Below are 21,442 nucleotides of genomic sequence, written 5' to 3'. Positions count from 1 at the left end.
AAGAACCACAAATGCACGCGAATGACCACCAAGCCCACGAAGCCGATGCCGGTTCGCGAGCGCGGTGGTCAGTCGTGTTCATCCGCGGCCATCCGTCTGCATCCGTGGATCCAGGGTGCCGACCAGGGCGCGGAACAGCCGCGACTGGATCGGGTCGCCGAGCTGCATCTCGGGGTGCCACTGGACGGCGATGCACCAGGGGTGGCGGACGTGCTCGACGGCCTCGATGACGCCGTCGTCGGCCCAGGCGACGGGACGCAGGTCGTCGCCGAGGCGATCGATCGCCTGGTGGTGCCAGGAGACGATCTCGCAGTCGGTGGTGCCGAGGATGGCGGCGAGACGGCTGTCCGGGTCGACGCGGACGCGGTGCGCGGTCGGCCGCCGCTCCGGCAGCCGATGATCGACCTGCTCGCCGACGGCCTCCGGCAGGTGCACGTGCAGCGAGCCGCCGCAGACGACGTTCAGCACCTGCAGGCCGCGGCAGATGCAGAGCATCGGCACCCGCGTGTCGGCGAGCGCGGCGCGGGTGAGGGCGAATTCGAAGGCGTCGCGCTCCTCGCACACGGAATACACCGTTTCGTGGGTCGACCCGCCGTAGGCGGCGGGATCGATGTCGCCGCCGCCGGAGACGATCAGGGCGCTCAGCAGGGCGAGCAGCTTGCCCGGATCGGGCTCGCCGACCGGCAGCATGATCGGCACGCCGCCGGCGCCGCGAACGGCGTCGACGTAGCCGGTGGGGATGGCGAAGGAGACGACGCGCTGGCCGGCGCGCGCGTACGACGAGATGCCGACCAGGGGAAGATCGATGGCGCCGAGGCGGCGCGGCGCGCTGAGGTTCAGGTTCATGCGCGCTCGAGATAGCGCCGGCGCTCCCAGGTGGTCACGGTCTCGTCGAACTTGCGCTGCTCGGTGCGCGCGAAGTGGACCAGGTGGTCGACCACCTCGGCGCCGAAGGCGGCGCGGAACAGCGGCGAGGCCTCGAAGTCGGCGATCGCCTCCGGCAGCGTCGCCGGCACCCGCGGCAGCTCGGCCGCCGCGTAGGCGTCGCCGTCGAAGCGCGCCGGCGGTTCGATGCGCTGGGCGATGCCGTCGAGCCCGGCGGCGAGCGTGGCGGCGAACGCCAGGTACGGATTGGCGTCGGCGCCGGGGATGCGGCACTCGACCCGCAGCGACGGTCCGTGGCCGACGATGCGGAAGCCGGCGGTGCGATTGTCGTGCGCCCAGGCGATCGCCGTCGGCGCGAACGAGCCGGCGCGGAAGCGCTTGTAGGAGTTGACGTACGGCGCGAACAGCAGCGTGCAGGCGCGGGCGTGGCGCATGAGGCCGCCGAGCCACCAGCGGCAGAGGTCGGGCAGCGCCCCCGGCGCGGGCGCCGGGGCGTCGAAGGCGGCGCGGGCGCCGCCGTCCGCCCACAGGCTGGAGTGCAGGTGCATCGAGCTGCCGGCGAGCTGTTCGTCGAGCTTGGCCATGAAGGTCACGGCGCAGCCCTGCTGGATGGCGAGGTCCTTCGCCGCCTGCTTGTAGATGACGTGGCGGTCGCACATCTCGAGGAACGGCGCGTAGCGCACGTTGAGCTCGTGCTGGCCGGGGCCCCACTCGCCCTTCGACGATTCGACCGGCACGCCCGAGGCCTTCAGCGCCCGGCGCATGGCGCCGACCAGCGGTTCCACCTTCGACCCCTGCAGGGTGTGGTAGTCCTCGATGAACCAGCCGGCATGGGTCAGGCGGTCGAAGCCCTTGGCGTGCGCCTGCTCGTAGCTGTCGCGGAGGATGAAGAACTCGAGCTCCGAGGCGCCCATCGGCACGTAGCCGGCGGCGGCGGCGCGCTCGAGCTGGCGGCGGAGGATGGTGCGCGGGGCGACCGCGACCAGCGCATCGTCGGCGTCGGCGTGGACGTCGCAGAGCACCAGCGCCGTGCGCTCGAGCCAGGCGGCGCGGCGCAGCGTCGCCGGGTCCGGCCGGCAGCGCACGTCGCCGTAGCCCTTCTCCCACGAGGTGAAGCGGTACCCGGGCACCGGGTCCATCTCCATGTCGCAGGCGAGGAGGTAATCGCAGGCGTGCATGCCGTGCGCCGCCACCTCGGCGCAGAAGAGCTCGGCGTCGTACCGCTTGCCCACCAGGCGTCCGTAGAGATCGGGAAAGACCACCAGGACGGTGTCGATCTCGCCGCGCGCCGCCAGGTCGCGCAGCTCGGCCTCGTTCAGCATGCCCTGCATGGGCTGCGCAGTAGCACGAACCGGCGGTCCGATCATTCCCCGTGGCGGCCCGGCTCAGCCGGTGAGCTGGCGCAGCAGCGCCTCCTCGAAGGCCGCCGGGTCGCCGTACAGGGTCTCCTGGAAGGCGCGCTCGAAGCTGGCGCCGTTGCCGATGCGTTCGAGGAGCGCGCGCAGCCGCTGCGCGCCGTGCCCGTCGACCAGGGCGCGCACCGCGAGATAGCTCTGCGCGTAGGCCACCGGCACGCGGTCGGCCGGCAGGCGGGTGAACGGGCCGGCGAGATCGCCGAGGCGGAAGAGCCGCTGGCCGGCGATGCCCTGCAGGGCCCAGTCGGCGCGCTCGCCGTCGCGGCTCTCCTCGGCCCAGATGGCGACGCCCTCGTTGAGCCACACCGGGCAGCGGCCGCGCGTGAGCTGGTGCACCAGGACGTGGCCGTACTCGTGGCGCAGGGTGCGCTCGAGCACCTCGCGGTCGGTCTCGGCCAGGCCGCCGACCGGCAGCTTGATGCGGCCGTCGTAGACGCCGGCGGTCCAGCCCGGCGTCTGGGTGACGTCGTGGAAATCCTCGCTCGGGTAGAGGACCACCGGAACGCGCTCCGCCGGATAGAGGTCGAGCTTGTTGCCGACGTGGAAGTAGGCGCTCTCGAGGACCTGGGCGACCAGGCCGGCGGCGGCCTGGCTCTCGCGCTCGCCGGCGAAGCCGATGGTGAAATGCGCGCTGCGGGTCTCGTCGAAATCCCACTCCGCGTCCATCTCGCGCTCGGCGCGCAGCACCATGGCGTCGAAGTCGGCGCCGCGGGCGCCGGCCTCGCGGGCCCGGTGCAGCGCGTCGACCGCCGCGGCGCGATCGCCGAGTTGGCGATCGGCGGTGGCGAGGGCGGTGAGGGTCGCCGCGTCGCGCGCGCCCTGCGCGTCGGCGCGCTCGAGCAGGTCGCGGCCGACCTGGAAATCGCCCTGGCGCACGTGGGCGATGCCGAGCGCGCTCAGCACCGCCGGATCCTCGGCGATCGCCAGCGCCTCCTCGAGCAGCGGCACGGCATCGCGCGGGCGATCGGCGTTGAGCTCGGCCACCGCCCAGTTCTGCAGCACGGTGCGCAGATTGCGGCGCAGCGCCGGCTCCTCCGGCGCCCCGGCGAGCGCTTCGCGCAGGCGGTCGGCGGCGGCCTGGTAGCGACCGGCGGCGTTCAGCTCCACCGCCTCGTCGTTGAGCCGATGCGAACCGGAGCCGCCGCCGCCGCGCGCCTCGCCTGCCGCCTGCTCGAACGGCGCCAGCGCCAGCGCCGGCTCGGGCCGCTGCGCCGGCTGCGGCCGCGGCAGCGGCAGAAGGCGCGCCAGCAGGGCGGCGGCGAGGGCGACCAGCACCAGGGCGGCGAGCGCCGGCGCCGTGCCGCGCCGATGCGCCGGCGGCGCGGCGGCGACTGGCGGCGGGGCGGGCGTCGGGGCGACCGCGGCGACCGAGGGGACCAGCCGGACGTGCGCCCCGTGGTCGCGCAGCGCGCCGAGGAGGCGCAGCCCCTGCTCGTGCGGGAGGCCGGCTTCGAGGCGGTGCGGCAGGGGGGTGTCGCGGGCGATCACCGCCGAGCCGCCGATCTCGGGCACGCGGCGCAACATCGACAGCACCCGCTCCCGCGCCAGGTCGTTGCGGTACCCGAGCAGCTCGAGGTCGAATCGCGGCTCGCCGGCCATTCCTCCGGCATGCTAGCGGGCGGACTCCGCTGGTGGAAATCGACTTTCGCGTGGCGGAGCTGCGGGCGGCCGGCCCCTCACCCGCGGAGACGGGCGAACCAGGCGTAGAAGGGGAGGCCGGTGGCGGCGACCAGGAGGGCGACGGCGCACTCGAGCGGGCGGCCGATCAGCATCGCGCCGGCGATGGCGCCGTTGGCGACCAGGTACAGAGCCGGCACCAGCGGGTAGCCCCAGGCGCGATACGGGCGCGGGCGGTGCGGCTGCCGCCGGCGCAGGGCGTAGAGAGCGGTGGTGTCCGCCATGGTCGCCAGCACGATCGCGAAGGTGGTGTAGTCGAGCACGCTCGGGAAGCGCTCGAGGACGAGGATGAGGGCGATCGCGGTCAGCGCCTGCGCCGCGATGGCGACGTGCGGCGTCTGGTTGGCGGCGTGGACGCGGTCGACGCCGCGGAAGAACAGGCGGTCGAGCGCCATCGCGTAGGCGATGCGCGGGCCGACCAGGATGGTGGCGTTCAGGCAGCTCAGGATCGAGGCGAGGATCAATCCGGCGCCGAGCGCGCCGCCGGCGCCGCCGAAGAAGACCCGCGCCGCCGCTTCGCCGACGCGCGGGCTGCCGCGCAGCGCCTCCACCGGCAGCGCGTAGAGATACGCGAGGTTGACGGCCAGGTAGACCACGGTGCAGACGCCGAGGCCGGCGAACAGCGACGCCGGCACGTTGCGGTGCGGGTCGTGGATCTCGCTGGCGACGTACACCGACGAGTTCCAGCCCAGGTAGCTGAAGAGCACCGGCGACAGCGCCAGCCCGAAGGCGCCCCACGGCACGCCGTCCGACGCCGGCAGCAGCGGCGTCAGGTGCGCCCAATGGCCGCCGCCGAACAGCGGCCCGACGAACGCCAGGCCGGCCAGGGCGACCAGCTTGATCGCCGCGGTGAGGTTGTTCACCCGCGCCCCGGTGCGCACCCCGACGTAGTTGATCCACGAGGCGAGGACGATGATCGCGATGGCGATGGCGGTGCGCCCGCCGGGTCCGATTGGGATGAAGAACCCCAGGCCCTCGGCGAAGCCGACGGCGAGGGTCGCCACGGTGCCGGCGTAGATGACGAAGAACGACAGCCAGCCGGCGAGGAAGCCGGCCACCGGATGGTAGGCCTCGCGCAGGTAGACGTAATCGCCGCCGGCGTGGGGGAACATCGCCCCCAGCTCGGCGTTGGCGAGCGCGCCGGCGAGCGACAGCGCCCCGCCCGCCAGCCACGCCGCCAGGATCCAGCCCGGCGCCGGCAGCAGCTCGGCGATCGATCCCGGGGTGAGGAAGATGCCGACGCCGATCACCGACGAGACCACCAGCATGGTCGCGTCGACGAACGACAGCTCGCGCTTCAGTCGATCGCGGGGATGGCGGGACGGCTCGGCGGCGGCCGGCAACGTCAGTGCGTCACCTTCGGCAGGTCGGTCGCCTCCTCGATGACGCCGAAGTGCTCCTCGTAGCGGCGCACGTTCTCCTGCAGGGCGCGCAGGATGCGCTTGGCGTGCTCCGGCGACGTGATGACGCGCGAGCGCAGCGTCGCCACCGCCTGGCCCTGGGGCGAGCGCTGCGGTTGCAGGAAGAGGAAATCGAGGATGAACTCCTCCTGGCGGTGGCTGATCATCATCAGGTTCGAGTAGACCCCGGTGCCCTGATGCGGATCGACCTGGATCTGGATCTGCTGCGCGCTGAGGGGGTCGTCGGCCATGCCCCGGTGTCCCACGCGGCCGGCGCGAGCGCAATGGACGACGATGCGGGCCTCAGGCGGCGGGCGGCGGGACGATGGGCAGGCCGTCGCGGACGCGCTGCAGGGACTCGGCGCTCCACTCCTCGCCGGGATGCTCGCGCTGGATGCGCCGCAGCTCGTCCTCGGCGCGCGCCCAGTTGCCCTGGGCGACGGCGACGTAGGCGACGTAGCCGCGCGCGCGCCACAGGCTCGGATCGTAGTCGAGCGCCTGGGTGAACAGCGCCAGCGCCCAGTCGAATTCGCGCTCGCTGGTGAGCTGGATGCCGGCCTTGAAGTTCGCCACCGCCGCCGCGCCGGCGAGCTGGCTCCGCAACCGCGGGTTGGCGCGCAGCGCATCGTTGTAATAGCGCGCCGCCGGCAGCCAGAACTCCTTGCGGGCGTACAGCGTGGCGAGCTGGCGCTGCACCGAGCTCCACTGCGGCTTGAGCTCGAGCGCGCGCAGCAGCGCCTCCTCGGCGCGGTCGAGGTCGCCGCGCGCCTGGTAGACGACCGCCAGGTTCTGCTGCGCCGCGGCGACGACGCTCTCCTCGGGCTGCCGCGTCGCCGGCTCGAGCACGCGCTCGGCGTCGTCGAGTCGGCGGCGCTGCAGGTAGATGCCGCCGAGGGCGATGCGCGCCGAGCCCTGGTTGGCGTTGAGGCGGATGGCGTCCTCGAGCGCGGCGACGGCGTCGTCGGTCCGGCCCTGCTTCAGCAGCGCCTGGCCGTACTGGTACTGGGCGCGCCAGTGCTGCGGCGCCTTCAGGGCGTTGTCCTCGGCGAAGCGGAAGGGGTCGGCGAACACCGCGTTGCGCTGCGCGGTGGCGAGGCCGAGCAGGAAGATCCAGATCGCCGCCGCGACCGCCGCGCCGCGCCACAGCGCGCGCGGCGGCTGGCCGAGGCGGGCGGCGAGCAGCGCCAACAGGTCGGCGCCGCCGACGATCAGCAACCAGGCGAGGCCGATGATCGGCAGGTACATGCGATGCTCGAAGGCGGCGTCGCGCAGCGGAATGATGCTCGAGGTCGGGGCCAGGGTGATGAACACCCAGCCGAGGCAGAAGGTCGCCAGGCGGTAGCGGCGGTAGCTCAGGACCGCGACGGCGAGCAGCGCCAGCAGCAGCGCCAGCGGCAGCAGCACGTCGGCCCGCCAGACGGTGTCGGCGAACGGCCAGCCGTAGTCGAACACCTGCCCGGTCGGCACCAGGAACAGGCGCAGGTACCAGGTGACGACGCCGAACTGGGTGATCAGGTACTGCCAGGAGCCGATCCCCTCGACCTGGAACCCGGCGGTCGGGATGAACAGCCAGGCGCGCGGCCCCGCCAGCGGATCCACCGGCCCCATCGCCGGCATCAGGTAGTCGCGCGCCAGCAGCAGGCCGAGGCCGACCGGCAGCGCCAGCAGCGCCACCAGCAGCAGCCAGCGGCGGCGGCCGCCGCCCGGCCCCTGGCCCTCGGCGTCGCGCAGGAAGCAGAACCAGTAGAGCGCCACCGCCAGCGGTACGGTGGCGAGGATCTCCTTGCTGATCACGCCGAGCACCGCCGCCAGCAGCGCCAGCGCCGCCAGCAGGGCGCGCCGCCCGCCGTTGGCGGTGAACGCATGCGCGGCGCAGAGCAGGGTGGCGAGATAGAAGAACGACGCCAGGCTCTCGGCGCGCTGCACGATGTAGCTCGCCGCCATGGTCTGCAGCGGGTGGGCGAGGAAGACCAGCGCCACCAGCGCGGCGAGCACCCGCGCCCGCGGCGCGTAGCGGTCGGCGAACACCGGCCGGCGCAGGGTCCACGCGACCAGCGCATAGACCAGCAGGGCGTTGAGGATGTGCAGCGCCACGTTGACGAAATGGAAGCCCCACACCTCCATGCCGCCCTGGCGCACGTTGAGCGCGAAGCTGAGCGCCGTCAGGCCGCGCGATCGGGTGAGATAACTGGACAGCGGCGCCAGCTCCTTCACCGTCGGGTTGGCCTGGATCTCGAAATAGTCGTCAAACAGGAAGGGAATGGCGAAGCTGTTGGCGTAGAACAGCCAGCCGACGGCGACGATGCAGGCGGGGCCGATGACGGCGCGCAGCCACTCCGGCATGGCGCCCGAGCCGGTGGCGGCGCGGCGCGGCGCCGGCGCCGCGCCGCCCGGCGCGGTGGGCGTGGCCTCCTGCTTGCGGCGCGCGGCTCGACCCATCGGAATTACGTCTTGTGCGCCGTCGGCGGCGAAAAGGAAAGCGCGGCGGCGGAGCCCTGGCGGCCGCGGCCGCGGACAGCCCATCGGCGCCGCATCGCAAACGCGGTTCGCGACCTCGGCTGGTGCGATGAGGGGGTGGGGCTCGCGCTCAGAACGGCAGGTGTTCGCTCTGCAGGCGGGCCAACTCGTCGAACATCGCCCGGCAGGCCGCCGGATCGGGGGGCGAGGCCGGGTCCTCGACGACGGCGCGCAGCGCCAGGGCGCGGTCACCGGTGAAGGCAGCGTCCACGATGAGGTCCTGCAACGCGACCTGGGTGGCGATGTAGCCGGCGATCGGCTCGACCACCGGCGGCATGCTGTCCGGGTGGATGCCCTCACCGTCGACCTCGGCGCCGACTTCGACGATCGCCCCGTCGGGGACGTTGGGCAGGTAGCCGCGGTTCGGGACGTTCACCGCCATGACGCGAGCGCGCGTGCCGGTCCACAGGGCGGCGATGATCGGCACGACCTCTTCGAGACTGTGCCCGATGCGCTGCACGGGCAGCGGCAGGCGCGTGGTGGCGACCCAGGTGGTGAGCCGCTCGATCACCTGGTCGATGCGGCGGAACTGATCCACGTGCGCCGGGTGGTGGGCGCCGATCTGGTGCGCGAACGGGAGGTACTCGCCGATGTGGCTGTCGACGGAACAGGGAACGATCCCGTACGTGCGCACCATGTGGGCGACGAGCGGGGAATAGAGCTGGTCGGCCAGCATGGCGAGAACCGGGCGGCGCTGGGTTGCCGCGACCAGGCGCGTCAGGAGCGGCCCGAAGTCGAAGACCTTCCGCCGGAACAGCGCCCGGACCCGGGGCAGCAGGTCTTCGCCGCTGTCGCGATCCTGCATCTGCGTGAAGAAGGTGAAGTGGTTGATGCCCGAGGCGCGCGCGTCGATGCGCTTGGGCGACATGCGCAGGAGCCGCGCCAGGCGCACCACGCCGATGGGCATTTCGTGGCACATGCCGACGTTGCGCACCTTCGTGCCCTTGTTGATGGCCAGCGTCACCCGGCTCATCGGGTTCGACAGGTTCACCAGGAAGGCGTCGGGGCAGTAGCGCTCGATGTTCCGGCAGATGCTCAGGGTGTTCCCGATGCTCCGCAGCGAGTGGAACACCGCGCCCGGGCCGCCGTTCTCGCCGTTGATCTGCGTCGCGCCGTAGCGGCGCGGGATCTCGTAGTCCTGGCGCCAGTAGTCGAAGCGGCCGAATTCGGCGGAGGAGATGACGAAGTCGGCACCGTCGAGCGCGGCCGCCGGATCGGTCTGCTGCTCGAGCACCACGGGCGACCCGTTGGCGGCGTTGAGCCTCGCGGCGAAGCGGAAGGCGCGGTCGAGCCGCCGGCCATTCACGTCGTGCAGCACCAGGCGGCTGCCGGCCAGCGACCGCGTGTGGATGACGTCGTTCACCATGGTCGGCCCGAAGGACAGGCCGCCGGCTCCGACGAGTGTGACTTTCGGGACGCGCATGGCTGTGACTTCCCTTCTCGGCGATGAGAGTCAACCGCCTCGCGCGCCCTGGAGCGTCCGCACGCGGAGCGCCGCGCACCGATCCAGACATGACGAAAAGACTGCACCACGGAGGCACGGAGACACGGAGGGCGCGGTGCCATAGCGAAGGCGCGGGGCCTCTTCTCACTCCATTTCCAATGAACTTTGGGCTGAACGCCGAGCGGGCTTCGAGATCAGTACTCTCCGTGTCTCCGTGCCTCCGTGGTGAAAGCCTTTTGTCGCATCGGCGACGTGCTTCACCGCAGCCGTCAGAAGGGGGTGGTCGTGCGATGAGCGACCGTCACCGGCGGCACGGGATTGGTCGGCCGCAGGATCGCCCAGGCGGTGGTCGACGCCGGCCGCCCGCTACTCGACGACGACCGGCACCGGGATCCAGGCGCCGCCGCTCGGCGGGTCCGGCGCCCGGTCCTGCAGCACGGCGACCGCCAGCGTGTAGGCGCCGGGCGTCGTGGGCGCCGTGATCGGCAGGCGCACGGTCGCCGTGTCGCCGGGGCCGAGATGGCGGGGCAGGCGGGCCCACATGCCGCGGACGGGCGGCGGCGCCTCGCCCCCGGTCCACCAGGCGCCGACCACGACGCCGTACGGCCCGACGTCGGTGTAGGCGGGCCAGATGCTGGCCGGGCTGTGGTTGGTGACGCGAACCTCGGCGCTGCAGGGGCGGCCGGCCCGACAGCGCCACGGCGTCGGCGTCAGTGGCTCGACGGCACCGGCGAGCTGCTCGGCGTCGAGCGGCATCAGGGGCACCGGCCGCGGGTCGCGCCACAACTGGCGCAACACGCCGGCGAGCTCGTCGCCGTGCCAGCCGGCGCCGAGGGCGCGCAGGATCTGGGGGTCCGACCAGGACCAGAGGCGCTCCCGTCGCGCGTCCACGCTGACGGGAAAGCGGTTCCAGTCCTCGTGATCGCAATAGACGCCGATCGCCTGGACGCCGACCCCCCAGAGCGCGGCGGCGATCAGCAGGGCGCGGCCGACGCCGTGCCCCCACGCGCGCCGCGCCGCCGGCAGCGCGCACAGGGTCATGAGCGGGACGATGTCGGTGAAGAAGCGCGGTCCGTACGACCATCCGGCCCACCACGACGTCGAGCCGGAGAACACGGCGACGTAGATCGGCAGCATCAGCGCGAAGTAGCGCAGCGCCACCGGCCGCGTGCCGCGGCGGAAGGCGTCGAGCGCCAGCACGGCCAATGGCGTGTAGACGAAGAGGCCGCGATTGGGACTGAGCAGCAGCCCGAGCGCCGGCGCGAGGGCGGGGACCGGCAGGAAGAGCATGTACCCACCGCTGGCGCGCCCGGCGACGACCAGGTTGAGCGCCGCGACGGCGAGGGCGCCGGCGAGGCTCGGGCCGACCAGCCACCAGAACAGGGCCCGGCGCTCGCGCCAGGCGTAGAGCGCCAGCAGGGGCAGCAGCATGATCGCGGTCGGCCGTGCCGCCACCGCCACGCCGACGAGCAGGCCGGCCGACAGGGCGCGGCGCGGCGTCGGCGGACGCAGCAGGGCCAGCGCCGCGCCGGCGATCGCCAGCGCGGTGAGCGGGTGCTGCCACAGCGCCAGGCTGTGCGGCCACAGGCTGGTGCCGAAGGCGGCGACCAGCGCGGCCGCCACCGCCCAGCGCAACGGCGCGATCTCCCGCGCCGCCAGGAGGATCAGGGCGACGGCGATGGCGCCGAGCGCCGCCGCGGCGACGCGCTCGAAGACGACGGTGAGCAGCCGGAAGCGCGCGTCGTCGTCGCCGATGCCGTGCGCCGCCGCCCACCAGACGAACGGCGCGGCGAGCGGCGTGACCAGCAGCGGCGTCGCCAGCGGGTACTTCGAGCGCCAGTGCCCGTCCGGCATCGCACGCAGGAAATAGGGCTGCGGCTCGGCGACGCGCAGCCAGAGGAATTCGTCGAGATTCAGATCGCCGTCGCGCAGGAGGGTGAAGGGCAGCAGGCGGGCCGGCACGGTGTCGCCGGAGCGCACCTCGCGCAACGGCGACAGATAGACGGCGAAGGTCAACACGCCGACGAGCAGCGCGGCGCGTCGCGCCCCGCGGGCGGACGCGTCGGCGACCTCTCGCCCCACCGCGGGTGCGCTCGTCGCAGGGGCGGTGTTCATGCCTGGCACGAGTTGATACCACACCGCCGATGAGTGTCGACGCACGGGCCGACTACACGGTGCGGCTGGCGCAGCGGCGGCGCCGCGCCGCGGCGCTGGCGCGCAGCGAGCGACGCATCGGCAGCGCGCGCCTGGCGGTGTTCGCTGCCGCCGGCGGGCTCGCCTGGCTCGCCTTCGGCCTGCACCTCGTGCCGGGCTGGAGCCTGGCGCTTCCCACCGTCCTGTTCGCGGCGCTGATCCTGCGCCACGCGGCGGTCATTCCGGCGCGTCGCGCCGCCGATCGCGCCGTCGCGTTCTACGAGCGCGGCCTGGCGCGGCTCGACGAGGCGTGGGCGGGCGGCGGCGTCGGCGGCGAGCGCTATCTCGATCCGCGCCATCCGTACGCCGCCGACCTCGACCTCTTCGGCGCCGGATCGCTGTTCGAGCTCCTGTGCACGGCGCGCACGCGCGCCGGCCAGGACACGCTGGCGGCGTGGCTGCTGGCGCCGGCGCCGCCGGACGAGGTGCGGGCGCGGCAGGCGGCGGTGGCCGCGCTGCGGCCGCGGCTCGACCTGCGCGAGGACCTGGCGGTGCTCGGCGATGCGCTCGGCGACGCGCTGCACGCCGACAGCCTCGCCGCCTGGGGCGGCGCGCCGCGCCGCCTGCCGGGCGCTCCGGCGCGGCTGGCGGCGGCGCTGGCGGCGCTCGCCGTGGTCGGCAGCGCGGCGGCGTGGGGCGCCGGCATGGTCGGGCCGCTGCCGATGCTGGCGGCGCTCGGCGTCGCCGCGGCCCTCGGCGCGTGGTGGCGCGCCGGCGTGCGCGCGGTGGTGCGCGACGTCGAGCCGGCGGGGCGCGACCTGGCGCTGCTGGCCCGGCTGCTGGCGCGGATCGAACGCGAGCCGGCCGAGGTGCCGCGCCTGGCCGCGCTGCGCGCGGCGCTCGACAGCGGCGGCGTCGCGCCGTCGGCGCGCATCGCGCAGCTCGAGCGCCTGGTGGGGTTGCTGGATGCGCGGCGCAACCAGTTCTTCGCGCCGCTGGCACCGCTGCTGCTCTGGCAGACCCAGCTCGCGCTGGCGATCGAGGCCTGGCGCGCGGCCTCCGGCGCCGCGGTGGCGCGCTGGGTGACGGCGCTCGGCGAGTACGAGGCCCTGCAGGCGCTCGCCGCGTATGCCGCCGAGCATCCGGATGATCGCTTCCCGTCGTTCGTCGACGGGCCGGCGCAGCTCGCCGGCGAAGGGCTCGGGCACCCGCTGCTGCCGGCGGCCCGCTGCGTGCGCAACGACGTCCGCCTCGGTCCGGAGCACGCGGTGCTGGTGATCAGCGGCTCGAACATGTCGGGCAAGAGCACGCTGCTGCGGACCATCGGGACCAACGTCGTCCTGGCGCAGGCCGGCGCACCGGTGCGGGCGACGCGACTGACCGCGAGCGCGCTGGCGGTCGGCACGTCGATGCGCGTGCACGACTCCCTGCAGGCGGGCACCTCGCGCTTCTATGCCGAGATCCAACGCCTGCGGCAGCTCGTCGACGGCGCCAGCACGCCGCCGCCGCTGCTGTTCCTGCTCGACGAGATCCTGCACGGCACCAACTCGCACGACCGCCGCATCGGCGCCGAGGCGGTGGTGCGCGGGCTGCTGGGGCGCGGCGCGATCGGCTGCATCACCACCCACGATCTCTCGCTGGCCGGCATCGTCGACGCCCTGGCGCCGCGCGCCGCCAACGTCCACTTCGCCGATCACCTCGAGGACGGCGTCATGCGCTTCGACTACCGCATGCAGCCCGGGGTCGTGCAGCACAGCAACGCGCTCGCCCTCATGCGCGCCGTCGGCTTGGAGGTGTGAGCCGGCCGTCCGATCGCCGCGGCGAGCCGGCGGCGCTCAGAGCGCGTCGATCAGCGTGTCGACGGCGCGCCAGTCGACGACCGGCGTCAGGCGGCGGCGGGTGATCAGACCGTGCGCCAGCCCGACGCCGAAGGCGGTGAACGTCTTGGCGTGGTCGGCGATGTCGAGGACGAGGACGATCTTCGCCTCCTCGTTGGAGAACCACGGGCCGGCGACCTGGGTCACGCCCTCCGGGTACGGGAAGGTGCCGTTCGCCATGCCGCTGAACTGCTGCAGCACCTCCCGGGCGCGCGCCGGCGAATCCCAGTGGATCCAGATCTCGTCCAGGTAGAGCGGCATCGGGTTCCTCGCCGGCCGCGGCTCACGCAGTCGTATGCGCGATCCGCGCCTTCAGCGCGGCGAAGTGCGCCTCGTAGTCGGCGCGGCTGCGGTTGATGACGTCGTAGGCCTCGTCGCGGTCGTACACGCCGGCGATCTCGACCCGCGGCGGCGCGGCGCCCGGCGCCTGCTTGTAGGTGAGGAAGTAGTGGCGCAGCCGTTCGACCAGCGCGGCGGGCGCATGGGTGATGTCGCGCCAGTCGCCGTACATGGCATCGTTCTGCAGCACGGCGATGATCTTGTCGTCGGCCTCGTCGCCGTCGATCATGCGCAGGCCGCCGATCGGGATCGCCTTCAGGATGATGTCGCCGTGCGGGATGCCCTTCTCGGTGAGCACGCAGATGTCCATCGGGTCGCCGTCGCCGACGATGCCCTGACGACCGGTGCGTTCCCTGCAGAGGGCGCCGACCCGTTCGCCGCAGTGGGTCTGCGGGATGAAGCCGTAGAGCGATGGGCAGATGTTGGAGAACTTCTGCGGCCGATCGACCTTGAGATAGCCGGTTTCCTTGTCGAGCTCGTACTTGACGGTGTCCGTCGGGACGATCTCGATGAAGCAGGTCACCGTGCGCGGCGCCTCGTCGCCGATGGGAATGCCGTGCCAGGGGTGCGGCTTGAAGAGCAGCGGCAGATGGCGGAGGTCACCGGCCATGGTCCTGCGGTTACCAGACACGCCGACGAATGAACACCTCGCCCCGGGGACGCCCCGCGTTGACTCACCTCGCGCCGGGTCCGTACAGAACGGTACGTCGCCGGCGCGGAGACACGCGGCGTCGCCGGGACGCATCGAAGGCAGCGCGCGGCACGGAGGAGGAGACCAGATGGGATTCGCGACGCTCGCGCTCGCCGGTCGCCGGCAGGTGCGCTCATGACTTTCTCGACCGCGGTGGTGACCGGGGCGGGCAGCGGCCTGGGGCGGGCGCTGGCGCTGCGCTTGGCGCGGCCGGGGGCGGTGCTGCTGCTGGCGGATCTCGACCTCGCCGCCTGCGAAGAGACGGCGCGCCTGGCGCGCGAGCGCGCGGCCACCGCGCACGCGGTGGCGGTGGACGTCGCCGACGCGGCCCAGGTCGAGGCGCTGGCCGAGGACGCGGCGCAGCGCCTCGGACGCATCGACCTGGTGGTCAACAACGCCGGCGTCGCGGCCGCCGGCGCGGTCGGGGAGGCGCCGCTCGACGACTGGCGGTGGATCGTCGGCATCAACCTGTTCGGCGTCATCCACGGCTGCCACGCCTTCGTGCCGCGGCTGGTCGCGCAGGGCGGCGGCGCCATCCTCAACACCGCCTCGATGGCCGGCTTCGCCTGCGCGCCGATGATGGGCGCCTACAACGTCACCAAGGCGGGCGTGATCGCGCTCAGCGAGACGTTGGCGGCGGAGGTGGCGGACAAGCGCGTGCGCGTCACCGTGCTCTGCCCGGCCTTCTTCAAGACCAACCTCCTGGAGGGGGCGCGCGCCACCGACCCGCAACTGATGGCGATGGCGCGCGGCGCCTTCGCGCGCGCGACGATGAGCGCCGACGACGTCGCCGCCGCCGCGCTGCGCGCCGTCGAGCGCGGGCGCCTCTACTGTCTGCCGATGCGCGAGGGCCGCATCGTCTGGCGCCTCAAGCGCCTGGCGCCGCAGCGCTTCGTGAAGCTGGTGTCCAACCAGCGCCTGCAGCGTCTGGCGCAGGCCAAGGCGTCGTAGCCGCGGTCAGCGGCGGCGCGGGGCGAGGCGGCTGGCGACGCGGGCGAGGGCGTCGCGCAGGGCCTGGTCGCCGAACAGCCAGGTGCCGGCGCCGACCAGGGCGGCGTAGGCGGCGCCGCCGGCGGCGAAGCTGCCCAGGGCGGCGACCGCGGTGGCGTTGGTGGCCGGCAGCGACCAGCGGATCAGCGCCGCCGCGGGGAGGGCGACCAGCGCGGCGCGCGCCGCGGTCGCGAGCAGCGCCGCCAGCGACGGCGCGCCGTGCAGCCGCCGCGCCCAGGCGATGGTCGCCAGCGCATTGACGCTCATCCCGATGCCGGGCGCCAGCGCCAGCCCGCGCACCCCGTAGGTGCGGCCGAGGTGGAGGTAGAGGGGGATGGCGGCGAGCGCGACCGCCGTGCCGAGCAGCATCGGCCGCCAGGTGTCGGCGCGGGCGTAGAAGGCGCGGGCGATGATCTGCTGCGCGATCCAGGCGGGCACGGCGCAGCAGAGCAGGGAGAGGATGCCGACCACGGCCGCGGTATCGGCGGCGGTGAAGGCGCCGCGCTGGTAGACCAGCCGCACCAGCGGGTGGGCGAGCGCGAAGGCGCCGCCGGCGGCGACCACCGCGAGGCCGAGCCCGGCCTGCAGGGTGCGCAGCACGGTGGCGTTGAGCTCCTCGCGCCGGCCTTCGGCATAGAGGCGCGACAGGGTCGGCAGCGCCGCGGCGGCGATCGCCTGGCCCACCACCGCCACCGGCACCTGCATCAGGCGGATGCCGTAGCTCAGGTGCGACACCGTGCCGGCGCCGAGCAGGGCGCCGAACCAGCGCTGGTACCACTCGTCGACGGTCAGCAGCGTCTGCCCGAACATCAGCGGCGCGGCGATGGCGAGATAGGCGAGGAAGGCGCGGTCGAGCGGCGCCACCCGCGCCGCCAGGCGGACGTGGCGTCGGGCGTAGAGCAGCGGCGCCAGGAACGGCCCGCAGAAGGCGCCGGCCAGCGCGCCCCAGGCGAAGCCCTCCACCGGCAGCGGCAGCAGCGGCGCCAGGAGGAGGCCACCGGCGATGATGCCGCTGTTGTAGAGCAGCGGGGCGATCGCGGCGGCGGCGAAGCGGCCGTGCGCGAAGAGGGTCGCGTTGATGATGCCGCCGCTGATGAAGAGCACCTGCGCCGGCAGCACGATGCGCGTCAGATGGACGGTGGTGGCGCGGGTCGCGGCATCGAAGCGCGGGAACTGCAGCGCGATCAGCGGCTCGGCGAACCACCACAGGAGCAGCGTCGCCAGCGCCGCCGCGGCGGTCAGCGTGCCGAGCACGGTCGCCAGCAGGCGCTCGGCGCCGGCGCGATCGTCGGCCGCCAGGTGGCGGGTGTAGAGGGGCAGGAAGGCGATCGAGAGCGCGCCGCCGGCGAGCAGGTAGTTCAGCAGATCGGGGATCTGGAAGGCGGCGTAATAGGCATCCGTGGTCGGACCGGCGCCGGCGCGGTAGGCGAGCAGCGACTCGCGCGCATAGCCGAAGATCCGCGACAGCAGCACGCTCGACGCCAGCAGTACCGCCGCCGCGCCGATGCGCGATGCCTGAGGTCGTTCCGCCTGCGCCGCGTCCACCCGCCGCTCCCGCGGCGCAGTATGCCCGAGCCGCCGCGGCGCGGCGAACGACCGCGCGCATCGCGCGTCCGGACCCTGCCCGACGATGTCGTCGACGACGTGGAGCCGAGGCCCGACGGCGTGGCAGCCTGTCTGGCGGGTCGGCATTGGCGGGGTAGGATCGTCCCCGGATGCCGCCGCTGCTGCGCTACGCGCTCTTCCAACTGCCCGAGATCGCCGCTGCCGCGGTCCTCGTCTGGGCGCTCTGGCGGTGGGCGGGGCTGCCCGGCTGGGCGGCAATGGCGCTCCTCGCCGCCTGGGTGGCGAAGGACGCCGCGCTCTATCCGTTCCTGCGCGGCGCCTACGAGCCGGTTCCGGCGGGCGCGGCGGCGCTCATCGGCCGGCGCGGCATCGCCCGCCGCCGCCTGGCGCCGCGCGGCACCGTCGCCGTCGGCGTCGAGCTCTGGCGCGCCGAGATCGCGGCCGGCGCGGCGCCGGTCGAGGCCGGGGCGGCGGTGCGGGTGGTGGCGGTGCGCGGGCTGACGCTGATCGTCGCGGTGGATGATGATGGGCTCGGTTGACCGCGTCGGCGGGGCTCGCTATCGCGCCCGGGTGCTGCCGGTCCTGGTCGGGTTGCTGCTGCTGGCGACGGGGACCTCCAGCGGCGCGCAGCCGACGGCGCTGGGCGTGCAGGTGCTGGCGGCCTATCCGCACGACCCGCGCGCCTTCACCCAGGGCCTGCTGCTGCACGACGGCGCGCTCTACGAGAGCACCGGCCTGGTCGGACGTTCGAGCCTGCGCCAGGTCGAGCTGGAAAGCGGCCGGGTGCTGCGGCAGAAGGACCTGCCGCCGCCGCTCTTCGGCGAGGGGCTGGCCTGGGCGCGCGACGAGCTGGTGCAGCTCACCTGGCAGAACGGTCGCGCCCTGCGCTGGGATCCGCCCACCTTCGAGCCGCGCGGCGAGTGGCGGTACGAGGGCGAGGGCTGGGGCCTCTGCTTCGACGGCAAGGCGCTGGTGCAGAGCGACGGCAGCGCCCAGCTCACCTTCCGCGACCCCGCCACCTTTGCCGTGCAGCGCACCCTGGCGGTGACCGAGAACGGCCAGCCGGTGCCCCGCCTCAACGAGCTCGAGTGCGTCGGCGACACCATCTACGCCAACGTCTGGCTGACCGACCGCATCGTCGCCATCGCCGCCGCCAGCGGCCTCGTCCGCGCCAGCATCGACGCCAGCGGCCTCCTCAGCCCCGAGGAGCGGCGGCAGATCGGCAGCGAGGCGATCCTCAACGGCATCGCCTTCGACCCCTCCAACAACACCTACCTGCTGACCGGCAAGCTGTGGCCGAAACTGTTCCGGGTGCGTTTCGTCCCCCGCTGAGCGGCTCCTCCGAGACCGCGCAGGTCAGGTCGCAAAGCAGTGGATTTTGTTCTTGGCGCGGGAATTACTACTTGACTAAACACCGCCTTCTGGGGGACGAGAAACAGCAGGCGCGCATCGCAACGCACTGCTCTTTGCCATGCGTGCCGTCGAGTGATTTGCTGATCCGAAGCCGATTCTGAACTGAGGGGACAGGCAGCGCGGGGGTGGTCGCGGTGTTGAGGGAAACGCCGGCGCTGCGGAGATCATGAGCGGGGCGGACGGGCGCGATGGTGCCCGCCGCGGGTCTGTGACTGACATGGGGGGAACGACTCGGATGAGCGAGCGCGGCGCATGCGCCGGTCGGCTCGCGCTGTTGGCCGTGCTGGCGCTCGCCGCCTGGGCGGGGCCGGCGCGCGCGCAGTTCACCCAGTCGGTCTTCCGCGCCGCCGACGGCACCGCGTACCAGTTGGTGCGCGTCTTGCCGCCGCTGGGGGCTGGCGCCGAGCGGCAGCGGGTCACCAGCCTGGTGGGATCGTCGGCCGGGACGGGCGGCTGCAGCGTCTCGGGTAGCGTCGCCGGCCAGACCGCCGCCGCCGTGGTCGGCGCGCTGCCGCCGAACCAGATGCTGCACGACTTCGACTTCGTGCGGCGCACGGCCATTCTGGTGCCGAACAGCGTCAGCGCCGTCGCCTTCGATGCCAACAACGCCGGCAAGCTGACGCTCGGCACCGGCGCCGGCTCGGTCAATGTCTGTCGCGTCCCGGGCGACTGCCCGGGCGGGGTGAGCTCGCCGCTGGTGCCGTTGAGCGACGGCAGCGGCGACGTGCCGCCCGCCTGCATCGCGCAGACGGTGAGCACGGCCTGCGACGGCAGCGCGCAGCGCACGCTGATCGCGTTCGGCGTGCCCGCCACCGGCAATCCGCCGGTGTGCACCTCGCCGAGCAGCGTCACCACGTCGACCACCATCTGCGCGCCCGAGCCGAGCGACGGCTTCGCGCTCGGCGCCAATCAGGCGGTGATCTTCATCTACAACGGCGCGCTGGCCGGGTCGGGGTTCAACATCGGCGCCGCCGGCTTCGGCATCGACACCAACGGCCTCAGCGCGCCGGGGTGCTCGCCCAACAGCGTCGTCAGCGCCGGATCACGCAACGACAGCAGCGCCGCGCCGCCGCTGCCGACCTGGACGCCGACGCCCACGGCGACCTTCACCCTGACCCCGACGCGCACCGCGACGTCCACCGTCACCGCGACCAACACGCGGACGCCGACCGTCACCGCGACCTTCACGAACACGCCGACGCCGAGCGCGACGCCGACCCAGACGCCCTACTGCGGCAATGGCATCGTCGAAGGGCCGGAGCAGTGCGACGATCACAACAACGTGAGCGGCGACTGCTGCTCGGCAACCTGCCAGCTCGAGTCGCCCGGCTCGCCCTGCGCCGACGACGGCAACCAGTGCACGCTCGATCAGTGCGATGGCAGCGGCGTCTGCCTGCACCAGAACGCGCCCGGCGGCACGCCGTGCAGCGACGGCAATGCCTGCACCACCGGCGAACAGTGCGTCGCCGGCGCCTGCGTCGGCGGCACCGCCACGGTGTGCGACGACAATGATGGGTGCACCACCGACACCTGCGAGCCGACGCTGGGCTGCCTGTTCGAGGTCGGCGTCGAGAGCCCGGAGTGCAACTCGTGCGCCGACGGCATCGACAACGACGGCGACGGCGTCATCGACGCCGAGAACCCCAATTGCTCGACCTTCTACCAGCTCCAGCGCTACGCGATCATCGGCACCGCCGTCGACGGCCTGCGCAGCCTGCGCCTCGGCCGCGAGGCCAAGGTCATGGAGGCGGACGCGGGCATCGCCGAGCTGACCGCGACCATCCGCGCCGGCGCGTGTGGGGTCGACATGAAGGCATCGATCGGCGTGCTGGTCACCGGCGCCGTGGCCCTGGAGGGCAACGTCCGCTTCAGCGGCGGCCGGCCGGTGATCCGCATCCTGCACCAGTTCGTCAACGACAACGCATCGCCGGGAGCGGTCGTGGTCGGACAGACGGTGCCGCTCGTCGGTCCGCCGGCGATGTGCACCGGCGGCACTATCCCCTGCCAGAACGACAGCCAGTGCCCGCAGGGCCTGAAGTGCGAGACGCAGCTCACGATCGACAATCCGGCGAATCCGAACGTCGACAAGACCGGCACGGCGCCCGAGTACCTCCGTTGCCAGAAGACCATCGATGCGGTCCCCGACACCGAGAGGACGATCTTCGCGCTGCCGCAGACGCAAGCGCTGGGCGAGATCCGGCTGCGCGCCGGACAGTCGCAGGTCATCAACCTGGGGCACGGCCAGCAGGTGGTGGACATCGACGCGCTGCGCATCGGCCAGGACGGCGGCCTGACCATCAAGGGCTTCGCCGACACGGTGGTGGTCTTCCGGGTCGCCGGCGCCTTCCGCATCGGCACGCGCTCGCGCGTCGTGCTGGAGAACATCCTCCCGGCCAACGTGCTGTGGATGGTGAGCGGCGCCGGCCGCTTCGTCCGCATCGGCAGTCACACGCAGAGTCCATTCCCCGGCACGCTGCTCGCCGCCAAGCGCCCGAAGGTGTCGATCGGCGCCTTCTCGAAGATCGAGGGAGCGCTGATCGGCAAACGCATCCGCATGGGCCGCGAGTCGGCGGTGCTGCATCGGCCGTTCATCGCCCTGCTGCAGGGCGCGGTCACCGACACCCCGAACCTGGCGCTGCGCCAGGTGAACCTCACCGCCAGCAGCGCCAACCGCGACACCGGCAGCATGCGCGTGCGCGCCATCGTCGACGACAGCACGGCCAAGACCTTCCGCGCCGATCTGCTCGCTGGCGCGGTGTCGCTGAACGTGAAGGACAGCGGGCAGTTCGACGCCGCGGCGGCGCTCACCGGCTGCGCCCAGCGCAGTGACCGGATTTACAAGTGCCGCTCGGGCGACGGCGTCACGCGAGCCACTATCAAGGTGCTGCGCGACGATCCGAACATCTTCAACATGACGCTGACCCGCCGCCACCTGCCGCGCACCCAGACCGGGGTGTCGCAGCCGAGCGGTCCGGTCGCCGCGTCGATGCAGCAGGCGCTCATCCCGCGCAATGGCAGCATCGACATCTGCCGCAAGAAGGGCCAGCTCAGCCTCTCCTGCCGCATGCCGTGACCTCGCGGCGGGGGCCTCCGGG

The 21,442-nt window shown here is 73.2% G+C and carries 16 protein-coding genes; 5 read left to right on the top strand and 11 right to left on the bottom strand.

Going from position 1 to position 21,442, the window contains the following annotated elements:
* Positions 1-78 precede the first annotated feature (78 nt).
* From KF840_04180 to KF840_04145, 8 genes are all read right to left on the bottom strand, one after another.
* Positions 79-846: a gamma-glutamyl-gamma-aminobutyrate hydrolase family protein gene (locus KF840_04180; protein MBX3024089.1), complete on the bottom strand. Its 768-nt coding sequence runs from the start codon at positions 844-846 to the stop codon at positions 79-81.
* Complete coding sequence (locus KF840_04175; GenBank protein MBX3024088.1) at positions 843-2,207, bottom strand: glutamine synthetase; 1,365 nt, start codon at positions 2,205-2,207, stop codon at positions 843-845. Before KF840_04175 ends, KF840_04180 begins: the two co-directional genes overlap by 4 nt.
* 63 nt (positions 2,208-2,270) lie before the next feature.
* Positions 2,271-3,899, bottom strand: a complete 1,629-nt coding sequence (locus KF840_04170; protein ID MBX3024087.1) for a hypothetical protein — start codon at positions 3,897-3,899, stop codon at positions 2,271-2,273.
* A gap of 77 nt (positions 3,900-3,976) precedes the next feature.
* Positions 3,977-5,320 carry an APC family permease gene (locus KF840_04165; GenBank protein MBX3024086.1) on the bottom strand — a complete coding sequence of 448 codons (1,344 nt, stop codon included), beginning with the start codon at positions 5,318-5,320 and terminating at the stop codon, positions 3,977-3,979.
* Positions 5,321-5,322: 2 nt separating this feature from the next.
* Positions 5,323-5,628 (bottom strand): DUF3467 domain-containing protein, encoded by a 306-nt coding sequence (locus tag KF840_04160; protein MBX3024085.1) that lies wholly within the window; start codon positions 5,626-5,628, stop codon positions 5,323-5,325.
* A gap of 52 nt (positions 5,629-5,680) precedes the next feature.
* A complete protein-coding gene (locus KF840_04155) occupies positions 5,681-7,816 on the bottom strand; it encodes a tetratricopeptide repeat protein (protein MBX3024084.1) in 2,136 nt (711 codons plus the stop codon).
* Positions 7,817-7,964: 148 nt separating this feature from the next.
* Positions 7,965-9,317: a hypothetical protein gene (locus tag KF840_04150; protein MBX3024083.1), complete on the bottom strand. Its 1,353-nt coding sequence runs from the start codon at positions 9,315-9,317 to the stop codon at positions 7,965-7,967.
* Positions 9,318-9,704: 387 nt separating this feature from the next.
* Positions 9,705-11,420 (bottom strand): hypothetical protein, encoded by a 1,716-nt coding sequence (locus KF840_04145; GenBank protein ID MBX3024082.1) that lies wholly within the window; start codon positions 11,418-11,420, stop codon positions 9,705-9,707.
* A gap of 62 nt (positions 11,421-11,482) precedes the next feature.
* On the opposite strand from KF840_04145, the gene KF840_04140 reads away from it, so the two are divergent.
* Positions 11,483-13,270, top strand: a complete 1,788-nt coding sequence (locus KF840_04140; protein MBX3024081.1) for a DNA mismatch repair protein MutS — start codon at positions 11,483-11,485, stop codon at positions 13,268-13,270.
* Positions 13,271-13,306: 36 nt separating this feature from the next.
* Here the strand turns inward: KF840_04140 and KF840_04135 are convergent, their stop codons facing one another.
* Positions 13,307-13,609: a hypothetical protein gene (locus tag KF840_04135; GenBank protein MBX3024080.1), complete on the bottom strand. Its 303-nt coding sequence runs from the start codon at positions 13,607-13,609 to the stop codon at positions 13,307-13,309.
* 22 nt (positions 13,610-13,631) lie between these two features.
* Entirely contained in the window at positions 13,632-14,297 is a 666-nt protein-coding gene (locus tag KF840_04130) for an inorganic pyrophosphatase (GenBank protein MBX3024079.1), read from the bottom strand.
* Between the two features lie 216 nt (positions 14,298-14,513).
* On the opposite strand from KF840_04130, the gene KF840_04125 reads away from it, so the two are divergent.
* Positions 14,514-15,329 carry an SDR family NAD(P)-dependent oxidoreductase gene (locus tag KF840_04125; GenBank protein ID MBX3024078.1) on the top strand — a complete coding sequence of 272 codons (816 nt, stop codon included), beginning with the start codon at positions 14,514-14,516 and terminating at the stop codon, positions 15,327-15,329.
* 6 nt (positions 15,330-15,335) lie between these two features.
* On the opposite strand, the gene murJ is transcribed toward KF840_04125, so the two are convergent.
* Positions 15,336-16,913 carry a murein biosynthesis integral membrane protein MurJ gene (gene murJ / locus KF840_04120; protein MBX3024077.1) on the bottom strand — a complete coding sequence of 526 codons (1,578 nt, stop codon included), beginning with the start codon at positions 16,911-16,913 and terminating at the stop codon, positions 15,336-15,338.
* A gap of 170 nt (positions 16,914-17,083) precedes the next feature.
* Between murJ and KF840_04115 the strand changes: the two genes are divergently transcribed.
* From KF840_04115 to KF840_04105, 3 genes are all read left to right on the top strand, one after another.
* Positions 17,084-17,473 (top strand): hypothetical protein, encoded by a 390-nt coding sequence (locus KF840_04115; protein MBX3024076.1) that lies wholly within the window; start codon positions 17,084-17,086, stop codon positions 17,471-17,473.
* Positions 17,460-18,266 (top strand): glutaminyl-peptide cyclotransferase, encoded by an 807-nt coding sequence (locus tag KF840_04110; GenBank protein MBX3024075.1) that lies wholly within the window; start codon positions 17,460-17,462, stop codon positions 18,264-18,266. Before KF840_04115 ends, KF840_04110 begins: the two co-directional genes overlap by 14 nt.
* 604 nt (positions 18,267-18,870) lie before the next feature.
* The gene (locus tag KF840_04105) at positions 18,871-21,420 is read left to right on the top strand and encodes a hypothetical protein (protein ID MBX3024074.1); all 2,550 of its coding nucleotides are present in this window, start codon (positions 18,871-18,873) and stop codon (positions 21,418-21,420) included.
* The last annotated feature ends 22 nt before the right edge of the window (positions 21,421-21,442 follow it).

Source organism: bacterium (assembly GCA_019637795.1).
Classification (GTDB): domain Bacteria; phylum Desulfobacterota; class Binatia; order HRBIN30; family CADEER01; genus JAHBUY01.
The sequence above is the reverse complement of the archived record's forward strand: the minus strand, read 5'-3'. Positions and strand labels throughout refer to the sequence as shown.

What these genes read in the sequence shown, in the direction of transcription:
- KF840_04180 (MBX3024089.1), bottom strand. Translation starts at nt 846, where the DNA reads ATGAACCTGAACCTCAGCGCGCCGCGCCGCCTCGGCGCCATCGATCTT.
- KF840_04175 (MBX3024088.1), bottom strand. Translation starts at nt 2,207, where the DNA reads ATGCTGAACGAGGCCGAGCTGCGCGACCTGGCGGCGCGCGGCGAGATC.
- KF840_04170 (MBX3024087.1), bottom strand. Translation starts at nt 3,899, where the DNA reads ATGGCCGGCGAGCCGCGATTCGACCTCGAGCTGCTCGGGTACCGCAAC.
- KF840_04160 (MBX3024085.1), bottom strand. Translation starts at nt 5,628, where the DNA reads ATGGCCGACGACCCCCTCAGCGCGCAGCAGATCCAGATCCAGGTCGAT.
- KF840_04155 (MBX3024084.1), bottom strand. Translation starts at nt 7,816, where the DNA reads ATGGGTCGAGCCGCGCGCCGCAAGCAGGAGGCCACGCCCACCGCGCCG.
- KF840_04150 (MBX3024083.1), bottom strand. Translation starts at nt 9,317, where the DNA reads ATGCGCGTCCCGAAAGTCACACTCGTCGGAGCCGGCGGCCTGTCCTTC.
- KF840_04140 (MBX3024081.1), top strand. Translation starts at nt 11,483, where the DNA reads ATGAGTGTCGACGCACGGGCCGACTACACGGTGCGGCTGGCGCAGCGG.
- KF840_04135 (MBX3024080.1), bottom strand. Translation starts at nt 13,609, where the DNA reads ATGCCGCTCTACCTGGACGAGATCTGGATCCACTGGGATTCGCCGGCG.
- KF840_04130 (MBX3024079.1), bottom strand. Translation starts at nt 14,297, where the DNA reads ATGGCCGGTGACCTCCGCCATCTGCCGCTGCTCTTCAAGCCGCACCCC.
- KF840_04125 (MBX3024078.1), top strand. Translation starts at nt 14,514, where the DNA reads ATGACTTTCTCGACCGCGGTGGTGACCGGGGCGGGCAGCGGCCTGGGG.
- KF840_04115 (MBX3024076.1), top strand. Translation starts at nt 17,084, where the DNA reads ATGCCGCCGCTGCTGCGCTACGCGCTCTTCCAACTGCCCGAGATCGCC.
- KF840_04110 (MBX3024075.1), top strand. Translation starts at nt 17,460, where the DNA reads ATGGGCTCGGTTGACCGCGTCGGCGGGGCTCGCTATCGCGCCCGGGTG.
- KF840_04105 (MBX3024074.1), top strand. Translation starts at nt 18,871, where the DNA reads ATGCTGCACGACTTCGACTTCGTGCGGCGCACGGCCATTCTGGTGCCG.